Here is a 14,389-nt window from a genome sequence, read left to right as displayed (position 1 = left end):
TCAAGTAAAAAACACTTGCTCCTGTTATTATTTTTTTTTAAGCCTTAGAAAATTTTATTGATTGTTTGTCGTAATGTAGCTTGCAATTTTTTCTATCAAGTGAATTCTATCATAGCCATACACATTATGCTCATGCATAGGGTATTCAAAGAAGTCAATCGGGATATTTTTTGTCACGGCTTCTTGCATCATACGTAGGCTATGCTGAGGCACCACTACATTATCTATACTGCCAGTAATTAGCATTAATTTCCCTTTTAAGTTTGTGATATGATTGGTCAAATTGGAGTTTTGATAGCCTTCAGGATTTTCTTGCGGCGTATCCATATAGCGTTCACCATACATCACTTCATACAAGCTCCAGTCTGTGACTGGCCCTCCTGCAACGCCTGTTGTGAAAACGCCTGGCTTCTTCAGCATCAGACTGCTCGCCATGAATCCTCCAAAACTCCAACCATAGATAGCCATTCGGCTGGAATCCACATATTTGAGTGATTTCAAATATTCTACTCCTTTCATTTGATCTTGAATTTCATTTTCGCCCAATTGACGATGAATGACACTCTCAAATTCAAAACCTCGATAAGCTGAACCTCTATTGTCTAATGTAAATACTAAATAATCTTCTTGTGTCGCAAAAGCAGAAAACCACATGTCCGTTCCGCCTAAAAATGAATTGGTTACCAGCTGTGCGTGCGGCCCACCATAGACATAAACTAGGACAGGATATTTCTTATTTTCATCAAAATTGGCAGGTTTGATTAAATTAGCATAAAGCTTCGTTTTCCCGTCTGCGGCTAAAATCTCCACTGGGTCGATTTCTCCTAATTTATACTCTTTTAGCGGATTTTCAGCTTGATTTATAACCTTTCTAGCTCCTGTTTTCACATTTACAATCTGAGTGATGCCAGCAACATCGTAACTGGAATAGCTATCAATCAGATACGTTCCGTTATCGTTGAGCACGGCTTGATGAGTTCCTGTTTCGGGCGTGAGGTTTGTAATTTTTTTACTCTTTAAATTTACTTTATAAATATGATTTTCTCTTCCGTCTTCTCCCGTTCCTTCAAAGATGACTTCATTCCCGTTGAAACCTAAAATATCTTTAATTACCCATTTAACTTTGGTTAATTGCTGAATTAGTTTCCCATTGATATTGTAGTGATAGATATTGTTGAACCCATCTCGCTGACTGATGAAGAGAAATTCATTTTTCCTGCTAGGGATAAAGAATGAAGTATGCTCTGGCTCTACCCAGCGTTCATTTTCTTCAGAGAAAATAGTTCTGATTTTTTTCCCCGATTTAGCATCGTATAAATTAAAATCAAAACGCGTGGTTGCTCGATTAATTTCAGCCAATAAAATGTGTTTTTCATCTGGTGACCAGCCTAAATTCGTCAAATAATGTTCATCTTCGGTATTGATGTCTAGGTAGATTAATTTTTTATTCTTCAAATCATAAATTCCAACTTTCGCCTTTTCGCTGCCTTGCCCTGCCATCGGGTACTTAATGTTTTTGAGACGCGCAGGCGTTGTATCAATGTCTACCAACGGGTAATCAGTCACTTGAGTTTCATCTTTCTCATAAAAGGCTAAGTAGTTCCCCTCAGGGGACCAAAATGTCCCTTTATGAATTCCATATTCACTGCGATGAATCGCTTGCCCGCTGATGATATTTTTATCTTTATTTTCTTTTACAACCAAAGTTTGATTATCAAACTTTTTAATGTATAAACCATTATCTACCGTGAAGGCTACTGCTTTTGATTTTGGGCTAAAGTCTACGTTTTCATAATTTTGGCTTAAATTTATCGTTTGTGATTGCCCATTGTTTAAATTAATGACAGAGAGAAACTCCCCACTCTGTATGGTGAAATTTTCTTCATCAAAATTTTTCATACTCGGAATTCTGTTCAATTTCGGGAATCGCTTCTGAAATTCTGCTAAAGTGATTTCTTTATTATTCGGATTTTCCTTATCCGCATCTACGATGATTAATTTATCATCATCAGTGTAGTAATAGCGATTTGAGTTCTGTACCCAATTCAGGTTTTCCACACCAAGAGGGTAAAGCCCATTGTAGTAGCCCATAACCGCATCTGAAATACTTAATTCCTTTTGCTGAGCGCTCAAGAAAGAACCCAATAGAATTAAGGTGAAAAAAACATTTTTCATACCACTAAATTTATTTTTGTGAAAATTCATTTTAGAACTAATTTTATTTAATATAAATGTTTCAATTTTTTTAAGCCTTTAGAAATTTCAAGTCACTTTCTGTTTCAATTTCATAAGGCTTTTGATTTCTCAGAAAAATTCGTGCCGAGAATTTACCCTTCAAATGTAGCTCCTCTCCCACTCCGCGTATCCATGAGCCTTCTCGCAGCCCAATGACTGGGGTTTCGTTTTGGCTAAGAAATTCCAATATACGGACTTCACGCGTTTCGCCATTGTGCGTAGAGTTTGGGTCGGGGTCTAGATAATGTGGGTTGATGTTGAACGGGATAATCTTCAGTGCTTCAAAACTTGGTGGGTGAACTATTGGCATATCATTCGTAGTTTTGATGTTTTGCCCCGCAATATTACTGCCAGCACTTGTGCCTAGATAAGGCGTTTTGTCTTGAATTTTCTGGCGTAAAGTTTCCATTAAATTTAATTCATACAAAGTTTTGAGCAATAAGAAGGTATTGCCTCCCCCAGTAAAAATAGCTTCAGCATTTTGTAAAGTCTCTACAGGATTTTGAAATTCATGCAATCCTTTTACTTTTTTTTCTAAGCCTTGAAAAAATTTTGCAGCCGTTTTTGTGTACTCATCATAAGAGATTCCCAAAGGGCGAGCAAAAGGAATAAATATAACCTCCTCTATATCAGATAATAACTCTTCTAGTGCAGTCGAGAGATAAGCTAAATAATCTTGCCCAAACATCGTGGAAGTGCTGGCTAAAATAAAGTTCATGCTTTTTTCTTTGTGTTCAAAGATAATAGAATTAATTTTGAGATTAAATTTCTGCTAAAAAAAATCTTTATGGGAATCAATACTCGCATTTTTAATTCAATCTTAGATAACGATTTTTATAAATTTACAATGCAATGTGCTGTGGTGAAGCTCTTCCCAAATGTGAAGGCAAAGTATAAATTCATCAACCGTGGGAAACATGAGTTCCCACAAGGTTTTGATAAATTACTGAGAGAAGCGGTAGATAATATGGCACAGCTACAGTTGACAAAAGATGAGAAGCATTTCATCATTCGCACTTGCCCGTATTTGAACCCAGCTTACATAGATTTTCTAGAAGGTTACCGCTACGACCCATCTGAGGTGCACATCAAGCAAAATGGTAACGACTTGGAAGTGAAGGTGGAAGGTTTCTGGTACAGAACAATCTTGTGGGAAGTTCCTTTGCTTTCATTGATTTCAGAATTATACTACAAAGCAACTGAACAAACCAGCTGGGATGATGAGAAAATTATAAAAAATACCTTAGATAAAGTTAAACTATTCAACGATTTAGACGTTCGCTTCGCTGAATTTGGTACTCGCCGCCGCCATTCTTACCACGCTCACCGTTTGGTTGTTCACACCCTAGAAACCTTCAATGGCAAAAGTTTCATCGGCTCGAGTAATGTTCACATGGCAATGCTTTACAACACAAAACCGATTGGAACTCACGCACATGAATGGTTTATGTTTCATGCAGCAGAATATGGCTTCAAGATGTCTAATACAATGGCGCTGGAACATTGGGTAGATGTTTACCGTGGAGATTTGGGTGTTGCGCTTTCAGACACTTATACAACAGAGGTTTTCTTCAAACAATTTGATAAAAAATTCAGTAAACTTTTTGATGGTGTACGTCACGATAGCGGAGACCCGATAGAATTTGCAAATAAAACCATAGAACATTATAAGCATTTAGGCATTAATCCTCATTTTAAATACATTATCTTTTCAGACGGATTAAACCCAGAGAAAGTCGAATCCATCACCCATGCAACTAAAGACAAAATTGGCATTTCTTTTGGTATCGGAACTAATTTAACCAATGATGTCGGTCTTCGCCCAATGAATATTGTCATCAAATTAACCCAAGTACTGACCAGCGACAACGAGTGGGTGGATACCCTAAAATTATCTGACGAAAAAGGTAAACACACGGGAAATCAAAAAATGATTGATTTAGCCAAAGAAATCTTAAGAATAGAACAATGATGAAGAAAAGTCAAAATAAAATCATAGAATTTCGTGATTTGGGAGCCCACCAAGCCTATCAAGAAACTTGGGATTTTCAAGAAAAAATCTTGAGTGAAATTGTAGATTTAAAGATGAGCTTCCGACAACTGGAACGAGCTTATTCAGCAGAAAAGGATGAAGCTAAAAAACAAGACTTAGCAGAAAAAATGCAAAAAATCCAAACGCCCAACTATCTTTTTTTCTTAGAACACTCGCATGTCTATACACTGGGAAAAAGCGGAGATGAACATCATTTGCTAATCAATCAAAAAAAACTGAACGAAATCAATGCTACCTACGTGAAAACAAATCGTGGCGGAGATATTACCTACCACGGCCCAGAGCAATTGGTGGGGTATCCGATTTTAGATTTAGACAACTTCCAGACTGATATTCACTGGTATTTACGTAATTTAGAAGAAATTATCATCAAAACCTTGGCCGATTATGGACTAAAAGGTGAGAGATCAAAAGGTGAAACTGGCGTTTGGCTAGATGTCGGGAAACCCTTCGCCCGGAAAATTTGTGCCATGGGAGTAAAAGCCTCTCGCTGGGTCACGATGCACGGATTTGCCCTAAACGTGAATACTGATTTACGTTATTTTGAATACATCGTCCCTTGTGGCATCAAAGACAAAGCAGTGACTTCTCTGCAACGGGAATTAAACAAAGAAGTAAATATGGTAGAAGTAAAATTAAAAGTTGTACAATATTTTGAAGAAGTCTTCAATGCTGAAATCAAACGACTAAAATAGATTTTCACTACTTTTTTTAAGGCTTAAAAAATTTTTGCACTTTCCGTTTTAAATTTTTGTCCATTTTGTTTTGCGGATTATAATTTAAACCTAAATTACCCAAGTCAGCTAAAATAATTTTGAATCACTAAGCAGATAATGATTTCGTTTACAACGATTTATAAAAAAATCCATGAAAATGAAAAAAAAACCCGAAAAACATTTGTAAACAAAAAAAAAGGTTTTATATTTGCATCCGCAATCAACAATGAAGTTGATTTAAAAAAGTTCTTAACAAGAAATAAAAAATATTGATCCGGTAGTTCAGCTGGTTAGAATACCTGCCTGTCACGCAGGTGGTCGCGGGTTCGAATCCCGTCCGGATCGCAGAAGCCTAGCACATAAGTGTTGGGCTTTATTTTTCATATTACATTTATATTATCATTATATTCATAATATTTAGACACCTGAAGATCAATTAAATATATAAACTTCCAGATTTTTGAGCAACTTTTTTTTATAATACATCTTGGGTTATAAATTTTAATGCATTTAAATATTTTTTTTATTAAAAAATTCTCATTAAATTCATCTAAATTTGTAAGTAAAATCAGGGGGTATTATGCATCAGCTAAAAATCATTCAGGAAGATCCGTATTTAAAAAATTATGAACGCCAACTCATTAATCGGATTGAGTGGTATCAAAACACCAAAGATTATATTGAAAAGCATTTTGGGACGCTTTATAATTTTGCCAATGCACATCTGACTTTTAGTTTCAATTATGATGAGAAAAATAAAGGATGGTGGTTTCGTGAATGGCTTCCGCACGCACATCAAGTTTTTTTGATTGGTGATTTTAATGATTGGAATAGAAGTTCACACCCGCTCAAGAGAGGAAACTTTGGCGTTTGGGAAATTTTCTTGCCAGATGTGGAGTACAAAGATAAGCTCGTGGCTGGGTCTGAAGTTAAAATTCATGTAATTGCAGACAATGGCGCACTCGATAGGATTCCAGCTTACATCAGAGAAACTTCTGAGGATGAAAATCATAATTTTAATGGGGTTTTCAGTGGGTTTAATACCTTTAAATGGACAGACGAAAATTTCCGAAAACAAAAAATTGAAACACCTCTGATTTACGAAGCACACATTGGCATGGCTACCGAAAAAGAAGAAGTGGGTAGCTACCGAGATTTTGCTGATAAAATCTTACCTCGCATCAAAAATTTGGGGTACAACACAGTTCAGCTCATGGCAATACAGGAGCATCCCTATTATGGCTCTTATGGCTACCAAGTTTCTAACTTTTTCGCGCCTTCTTGCCGTTTTGGCAAACCAGATGATTTACGCTACCTTATCAACAAAGCACATGAGATGGGGCTAGCTGTGATTTTGGATGTAATTCACAGTCATAGTGTTAAAAATAGAAATGAAGGATTAATTGAATTTGACGGGACGTCTTTGTATTTCACGGGCCATCACCCAGAGTGGGATTCAGCCATTTTTGATTATGCCAAACTAGAAGTCAAGCGATTTTTAGCTTCCAACCTACGCTACTGGATGGAGGAATTTCACTTTGATGGCTTTCGGTTTGATGGAGTAACAAGCATGCTCTATCACCACCATGGTTTAACGGCCTTCACAGAATATCATCAGTATTTTGAGCATGTTAACAATGACGCTGTGATTTACCTTCAGCTTGGGAATGATTTGATTCATGAAATCAACCCCAATATAATTTCCATTGCAGAGGATATGAGCGGGATGCCTGGGATTTGCCGCTCTGTGAAAGATGGAGGATTGGGATTTGATTACCGATTGGCAATGGGGATTCCTGATTTTTGGTATAATTTATTAGAAAATAAATCTGATGAGCAATGGCATATGGGCGACCTCTATTGGCGATTGACCAATCGTAGGCTAAATGAAAAAAACATTGCTTATGCCGAGAGTCACGACCAAGCAATGGTAGGTGATAAAACTTTGGCTTTTTGGCTGATGGATAAAGAAATGTATACAGCCATGGAAAAAAGCCAAGAAAATATCATCATTGACCGTGGAATAGCTCTTCACAAGATGATTCGTCTCATTACCGCAACACTGGGTGGAGAGGCTTATTTAAACTTCATGGGCAATGAATTTGGCCACCCTGAATGGATTGATTTCCCAAGAGAAGGGAACAATTGGTCTTACCATTATGCTCGCCGACAGTGGTCGCTAGCTGAGGATAAAAATTTAAAATATGAGTTTTTACTTAATTTTGATCAAAAATTAATTGATTTTATCAAAAAAACAGCCTTGCTGAATCAAAAAGATGATTACAAAATTTTAGAGAATAATGAAAATAAAATTTTAGTATTCTCTAAAGGCTCACATCTATTTGCATTTAATTTTGGAACAGAAAGTTTCTCTGATTTTGCTATTCCGCTGAAAGAAAAAGGAAATTATAAAATTTGCCTGAGCACTGATGATGAGCCGTTTGGCGGTTTTGAGCGAATTGATAAAGATTTAGTTTATAAAACACAAAAAAACAATGATTTACTGATTTATCTACCAAGCCGAACTGCTTTGGTTTTTGAGAAAAAATAATTTTTCAAGGCTTATTAAAAATTTATTTACAAAAAAAGTCAAAAGCTTCAAAGCTGGAGTTTTTGACTTTTTTTTAAAGGCTTAAAAAAATTTTATAGATTGATAAAAATTTCAAACCCATGAGCTGGTAAAGAAAAATTTAGCTTTCTATAAATTTGCTCTACAGGCGTGAAATAATGAGAAGAAAATCTGTTGAGAACTTATTTTGATGCCAATAAGCTACTCCATCTATCGGGAAATTTTTAAAGGCTTTAAAAATTTTCTCTTTATTTCCCTGATAATCAGAATTCAAACTTAAGCCTAAGAAAACATTCATCTTCTTAAGATGTGATTTGCCTATCAAATTTTGCCCAAAACAAAAGTGTCCTAAAAAAATTAGGACACTCATCAAGAAAGATTAATTTAAATTATTTTTTTTCATCTTTTACAGGCGATTGAGGTTTCATTTGTTCTGGAAAGATATATATTTTATGATATTTCACTAAATCATCAATCGGTTTTTTCACAATATTCCCTACGTGTAAATTATATTTATTGGCTACAGATTTTAGCGTACTCTCGTAGTAATGTGCGATAGAACCGATGAAATTGATTTCTGCATCTGCTTTTTCTTTGTATGGCATCACGTGATAAAGGAAAAACTCCTCTAAGCAATTAAAAACCAATTCTTGAATAAATGGCTCGTATTTGTGATCTGATGCAAAAACACTAAATGATGCTAAATATGCATTAGCAAACTGATTGTTGTATACTTTTTCTTCAATGTCTTTTTCGGTTAAATTATATCTTTCTTTGAATGTTCTCCTCAAATGTGTAGGAAACTTACCGCAAAAATAAGCCCTAATCAACTGACGACCAATATGATTTCCGCTACCTTCATCCCCTAAAACATAGGATAAAGCTGGTGTTTCTTCTTTAATGGTTTCACCGTCAAAATAGCAAGAATTAGACCCAGTTCCTAAAATACAAACAATTGCAGGTTTACCGTTATATGCAGCGTAAGCAGCCGCTTTCATATCATGGTCTATCAAATTAGTTGATTTTGAAAAGAACTCATCAAAAGGTTTTTTAACGACTTTTGAAAAATATTGGTTATGAACTCCAGCTCCATAAAAATAAATTTTATTGATTTTATCTTTTAGTGCTGTTAATTCTTTATTTTTCTTTAATTCCTTCAATATATCTTCTTCTTTGATAAAAAAAGGATTAAACCCAATCGTTTTTGCACGTTCTATTTCTTTCCCGTTTGATTCGTCTAAAATTACCCAATCAGATTTTGTAGAGCCACTGTCTATAATTGCTATCATTTTCTATAAAATTATTTAACATCATAAATTTACATAAGCATTTAGGATTTTACAAAAATTCTTACGTAATTTTAGTCATATTTTATTTTTTAAGGTCTAATAAAGTTTCAAAATACACCTAGAATCTTAATAAAACGCTTCCCCAAGTGAATCCGCTACCAAAAGCCGTTAAACACACTAAATCGTTTACTTTTATGCGCCCCTGCTGTTTGGCTTCAGATAAAGCGATGGGAATAGAGGCTGCTGTTGTATTTCCGTATTTTTGGATATTATTAAATACTTTTTCATCTGGCAAGTTAAGCTGTTTTTGAATAAACTGACTGATTCTGAGGTTAGCTTGGTGCGGTATAAATAAATCTAAATCTTCTCTAGTATAGCCGCTATCTTTCAAAACTTCAACAATGGATTCAGAAAATCTTGCCACGGCATGCTTGAATACGAAATTCCCGTTCATATAAGGATAAACCAAATGCGTATTTTCTTTTTCGGCTGCATCTATCAGTGACTCAATCCAACCATATTTAGGCCCTGGAAATGCCATCATTAGTTCCTCGGCATATTTTCCTTCCGAATGTAAGTTTGTAGCTATAATTCCTCTGTTCGCTTCCTCGCTTGCTGATAAAACTACTGCTCCCGCGCCATCTCCAAATATAACGGAAACTCCTCGCCCTCGCGTCGTCATATCCAAGGCAAAAGAATGAACCTCAGCCCCTACGACCAATATATTTTTATACTTCCCTGCTTTGATGAAAGCATCTGCTGTGGCTAATGCATAGACAAATCCAGTGCATTGATTTCTTACATCAAGTGAGCCAATGGTATCTAGCTCTAATTTTTGCTGAAGCAATACACCGCTCCCTGGGAAGTATAAATCTGGACTCAGTGTAGCGAAGATAATGAAGTCTATTTCGGTTTTATCTACTCCAGCATCTTTTATAGCTTCTAATGCCGCCTGATAGCCTAAATCTGATGTTGTTTCTTTTTTTTCTGGGTCAACGTGTCTTCTTTCTTTGATGCCAGTTCGCTCGGTAATCCATGCATCATTGGTTTCCATAATTTTTGATAAATCATCGTTTGTTACCACATTTTGAGGCACGTAATGTCCTACGCCCAATATGATTGAATTTTTTAATCTCATAATTTGTTTTTGATTTTAAAAATGTTTTTTGCAACCAAATATTGATAGAATAAATAAAATAAATACCCCAAAATACTTCCAACGATTGTTCCTACCAAAATATCTAAAAAATAGTGCACGCCTAAATATACTCTGCTGTAGGCTACAAAAATCGCCGTTATTAATAAAAAAATATAAAAGCCTTTTATTTTTTCTCTAAAAATATAGCTTAAAAAAACTGCTATACCGAAATGATTGGTCGCATGACCAGAGAAAAAGCCATACTGTCCACCACAAACACCTTCGACTGAACGTAAAAATTCTGCAACGCCAGGTTGATGACACGGGCGCAAACGCTGTACAATGACATTTTTGAACAGAAGAGAAATTTGGTCTGTGCAGGTAACTAACAGAGCTCCCGCTACGGCAGCGTAGATTAAGTTTTTTAACCCAAAAAATTTATAAATCAAAAATAAGCATACCGCATACAGTGGAAACCACGTATATTTATTGGTGATTAGCAGCCAAAAATCATCCCAGCTAGCTGAGCCTAAATTATTTAAATCTATCAGCAACTGCTGATCCCAGTGAATTAATTCTTCCAAATCAATTTCTTTTTATTGGTCCCATCGCATCGTCTATTTCTTTCTTTGCTGATGAAATTTCGTTTTCTATACTCTTTTGCACTTCTTTGATTTCGCCGCTTGGGTCTATACTTTCAGCACTTTTCATTACTTCTCTTTTGATTTCGTCAGTGGCATTTCGCATAGCCCTTACACCTTCGCCCAATCCACGTGCAATTTCCGGTATTTTATCCGGACCAAAAATCAATACTGCAATGATTAAAATTACTGTAATTTCTTGGAAACCAATAAATGCAAATATAACTGAATAATGCATAAGCCAAAGGTATAAATATTCAAAAAAAGTCTTTATAAATATTTATTTTTTTTTTTAAGGCTTAAAAAAAAATTGTGCTTTGGTATGTAGTGTTTTAGCAAAATGAATAAATGCTTGACACTCATAGGTAAAATAAATGAAGACCGCCGAGTTTGATTGAAAAACCAGTTAATAAAAAACGGTGATTTAATAATGATTGTTTTTTCTTGAGGAATAATAATCGTAATAATTACCTAAAAGTTTAAAACCTGCTTAAATTCTAAATATAAAATTTAAGCAGGTTTTATTTTTTCTAAGGCTTATAAAAATTCCTTATTATTTTTTGTTTTTCTTATCCATCAAGTCATAGAATAGGTAACTCGCTACAAATACTGACGAATATGTACCTACTCCTACCCCTACTGCTAGGGCAAACATGAAGCTTCGAATGGTTTCTCCACCTAAAATTAATATGACTAAAATTACAAACAAAGTCGTCATAGAGGTATTGAGTGTACGAGTCAAAGTCGTGTTTATGGCTTTGTTGATTAAATCTTTTAAAGACATGGATGGAAATTCTTTCAAGAATTCTCTTATACGGTCAAATACAATGACGCTATCATTGAGTGAATAGCCAATCACCGTCAAAATTGCTGCAATAAATGCTACATCTATCTCTAAACTGAATGGCACAAACCCATGAAGTAATGAGAATAATCCTAAAACAATTAAGGAATCGTGCATGGTTGCTAGTACTGCTCCAACACTAAATTGCCACCTCTTAAAGCTTAAAATCAAGTATAAGAATACTAAGCTTAATGCTATGGCTAATGAGTAGAATGAATTGTAAGTAATGTCATCTGCTATAGATGGACCTACTTTCCTGTATTCTATCAATCCGTAAGCACCTTCTTTGCTCTCTCCTACATTCACAAATTGGTCAAAATTTAAATCTGTAAAATAAGATTTCAAGCCTTCATAAATTTTTTCTTCTATCTCTTGGTCAACTTCTTGGCTATCATCATTACTTTTGTATTTTGTAGTGATTTTCACTTGATTAGAAGTTCCTGCTCCTATGCTTACAACGTTGGGTTGATAGGAGTTTCCTTCTTCATCTATAAAAACTTTGGCTAAGTCTGAAGCTATTTCATTGGATTGTATAGGCTGATTAAATCTGACTTTATATTCCCTCCCGTTTTGGAATTCAATTCCAAGATTTAGTCCACGTGTAAATAATGAAATTAGTGAAATTATAACTAAAGTTCCTGAAATGATATAAGAAATCTTTTTGAATTTAAAGAAATCAAGATTAGTGTCTTTCAAGAAATTGAGTGACCATTTATTTCCTAATTTTATATTCCCGCCATTCTCTAATCTTCTGTAAATAAAATACATACACAACAAAACAGAAGTGAAAAATGTTGTAAATACACCGATAATCAATGTTACAGCAAAACCTTTAATCGGTCCATTACCAAAATAGAATAAAACGATTGCAGTAATTAAAGTTGTAATATTAGCATCAATAATTGCAGAAAGAGCTCCTTTCCACGTATAGGCTATGTCAACAGATGGGCGTAAAGATTTACCTTTTGCCATTTCTTCTTTTATCCTTTCATAGACAATCACGTTAGCATCCACTGCCATACCGATGGTCAATACTATACCTGCGATTCCCGGTAGCGTTAATGTAGCTCCAAAAGCGACTAAGATTCCTAATAGAAATAGGATGTTTACGATTAAACCTATTACAGATATAATCCCTGCTTGGTTGTAGAAGAAAATCATATATGCAAAGACAATCACTAAAGCAATCAAGAAAGAAAAAATCCCGTTTTGAATCGATTGTTTCCCCAGAGATGGCCCCACTACATCTACTTGAATGATTTTAGCCGAAGCGGGTAAGCTACCTGCGGACAAAACACTGGCCAAGTCTTGTGCCTCTGCCATGGTGAAATCACCAGATATGCTTGATCGGCCACCAGAAATCGGTTCATTGATATTTGGTGCGCTGTATACTAAATTATCTAGAACTATGGCAATGGGTTTATTTTGATATTTTTTTGTAATTTCATACCACTCTCTTCCTCCATTTGAATTCATCTGCATAGAAACCATAATATCGTTACCAAAAGTCTGAGTCAAAGTTTCAGCAGAAGCGTCTGTCACCGCTCCGCCATCTAGCAAAGCCATGTTTCTTGCATTTCCTTTGATGGCATATAAGGGTAAAAAATCTGTTTCTTGCCCGCCTCTGTTTCTAAATGTTTTATTCCCCCACAAAAACTTAACACTCTTTAGCCCTGCTGGCAATAATTCTTTCCCCAGTTTACTGCTGAATGCTTTATTAACTTCTGCTGTATCCTTTAATTGAACAAAAAATGTTGCATTAGTTTGTGATGGAATTAGTTTTGAAATCAATGAATTGCTCTGCGCCGCCGAATCTTGTGGGTTCATCAAGCGTTGACTTAAATTTGTAGCGTAATTTGAAAGCTGTTCATCTAGTCTTAAAGCTTCCCAAAATTCTAACTTAGCTGTTGATTGCAATAAATTTTTAACCCTATCAGTATCTTTCACCCCAGGAAGCTCTACCAAGATTCTACCGCTACCTGCTTCTCCCACTTTTTGCACGTTGGGTTGCGTAACACCAAACTGGTCGATGCGCGCACGGATGACCTGAAATGCAGTATTAATCTTATCAGTTATATGTTTATCAAGAATTTCTTTTACTTCATTATCAGTTGAATTAATTGAAATTAATTCAGCATTTTTCCGATTTCCAAACAAATCTGGAGATGCTAAGAGTAAGTTCGATTCCTTTTCTGCCTTATACTTATCATATTGTGCAAAAAAATCGTTGATATAATCTGCATTACTACTTTTTTGGACTTCATCAGTTCTATCTAAAATATCCTTTAAAGCTGGTGAAGCTGAATGGTCTGAAAAATCTTCAATCAAATCTCTTACTGAAATTTGCAAAATCACATTCATCCCTCCTTTCAAATCTAGTCCCAGCGCCATTTCTTTCTCTTTTGCTGAGTTATAATCATATCTCACAACACCTAAGTCTAGTGTGTCGCTGGCTAATCGACTGATAATTGAATTTTTAAACGTGTTTTGATATGATTCACGCTCAACAAAACTTAAATCTGGTGCTGCAGAATCCAATGAATCCATTCTCTGAACCAGTTCACGATCAGCCTTGCTTTCTATGATGTTGGTATACCACGTAAAACTTAAATAGTAAATACTTAAAATCCCGAGTGCAATGGCAAACGTTAGTATTAATCCTTTTCCTTTCATTCTCCGATTTCTAAAAATACGTTAATAACGGGCAAATATAAGCTTATGAAAATAATTTTCATAAATTTTAGGCATAAGTTTTATACATAGTCTTAACAAATTTTATTTTTTTGTTTTTTAGAGCTTAGTTTTTTTGAGTAGATATCAACTTTTTAACCTCAAGATTTTATTTCCATATTTTTTTTAAGCCTTTAAAAAAAATGATTTCAACTCTTTCTTCTCTCTATTTCA

The 14,389-nt window shown here is 35.1% G+C and carries 10 protein-coding genes and 1 tRNA gene; 4 read left to right on the top strand and 7 right to left on the bottom strand.

Features of this window, described 5'->3' with window-relative positions; translation table 11 throughout:
• Positions 1-54 precede the first annotated feature (54 nt).
• Together QOX03_RS03065 and pepE are read right to left on the bottom strand one after the other, a co-directional pair.
• Positions 55-2,175: a S9 family peptidase gene (locus tag QOX03_RS03065; protein WP_283671457.1), complete on the bottom strand. Its 2,121-nt coding sequence runs from the start codon at positions 2,173-2,175 to the stop codon at positions 55-57.
• Positions 2,176-2,245: 70 nt separating this feature from the next.
• Positions 2,246-2,953 carry a dipeptidase PepE gene (pepE, locus tag QOX03_RS03060; protein ID WP_283671456.1) on the bottom strand — a complete coding sequence of 236 codons (708 nt, stop codon included), beginning with the start codon at positions 2,951-2,953 and terminating at the stop codon, positions 2,246-2,248.
• Between the two features lie 69 nt (positions 2,954-3,022).
• Here pepE and pncB point away from each other — a divergent pair, with 69 nt between their 5' ends.
• The 4 genes from pncB to QOX03_RS03040 all read left to right on the top strand — a co-directional run bounded on the left by pncB (position 3,023) and on the right by QOX03_RS03040 (position 7,555).
• Complete coding sequence (pncB, locus tag QOX03_RS03055) at positions 3,023-4,207, top strand: nicotinate phosphoribosyltransferase (RefSeq protein ID WP_283671455.1); 1,185 nt, start codon at positions 3,023-3,025, stop codon at positions 4,205-4,207.
• Entirely contained in the window at positions 4,207-4,983 is a 777-nt protein-coding gene (gene lipB, locus QOX03_RS03050) for a lipoyl(octanoyl) transferase LipB (protein WP_283671734.1), read from the top strand. The genes pncB and lipB overlap by 1 nt, the downstream gene beginning before the upstream one ends.
• 292 nt (positions 4,984-5,275) lie before the next feature.
• Positions 5,276-5,349: transfer RNA gene (locus tag QOX03_RS03045), tRNA-Asp, on the top strand.
• A gap of 235 nt (positions 5,350-5,584) precedes the next feature.
• A complete protein-coding gene (locus QOX03_RS03040; protein ID WP_283671454.1) occupies positions 5,585-7,555 on the top strand; it encodes an alpha amylase C-terminal domain-containing protein in 1,971 nt (656 codons plus the stop codon).
• A 407-nt stretch (positions 7,556-7,962) separates the two neighbouring features.
• On the opposite strand, the gene QOX03_RS03035 is transcribed toward QOX03_RS03040, so the two are convergent.
• From QOX03_RS03035 to secD, 5 genes are all read right to left on the bottom strand, one after another.
• Complete coding sequence (locus QOX03_RS03035; RefSeq protein WP_119057504.1) at positions 7,963-8,862, bottom strand: ATPase; 900 nt, start codon at positions 8,860-8,862, stop codon at positions 7,963-7,965.
• 118 nt (positions 8,863-8,980) lie between these two features.
• Positions 8,981-10,000, bottom strand: coding sequence for a 3-oxoacyl-ACP synthase III family protein (locus QOX03_RS03030; RefSeq protein WP_283671453.1), 1,020 nt, complete (start codon positions 9,998-10,000; stop codon positions 8,981-8,983).
• Positions 9,997-10,584, bottom strand: coding sequence for a phosphatase PAP2 family protein (locus QOX03_RS03025; RefSeq protein WP_283671452.1), 588 nt, complete (start codon positions 10,582-10,584; stop codon positions 9,997-9,999). The genes QOX03_RS03030 and QOX03_RS03025 overlap by 4 nt, the downstream gene beginning before the upstream one ends.
• Position 10,585: 1 nt before the next feature.
• Entirely contained in the window at positions 10,586-10,879 is a 294-nt protein-coding gene (gene tatA / locus QOX03_RS03020) for a twin-arginine translocase TatA/TatE family subunit (protein WP_119059052.1), read from the bottom strand.
• Positions 10,880-11,194: 315 nt separating this feature from the next.
• Entirely contained in the window at positions 11,195-14,158 is a 2,964-nt protein-coding gene (gene secD / locus QOX03_RS03015) for a protein translocase subunit SecD (RefSeq protein WP_283671451.1), read from the bottom strand.
• Positions 14,159-14,389 lie beyond the last annotated feature (231 nt).

This window comes from Candidatus Ornithobacterium hominis (assembly GCF_951229915.1).
Lineage (GTDB): Bacteria > Bacteroidota > Bacteroidia > Flavobacteriales > Weeksellaceae > Ornithobacterium > Ornithobacterium hominis.
Note: the sequence above shows the minus strand (reverse complement) of the source record. Positions and strands in the feature narration are given on the sequence as shown.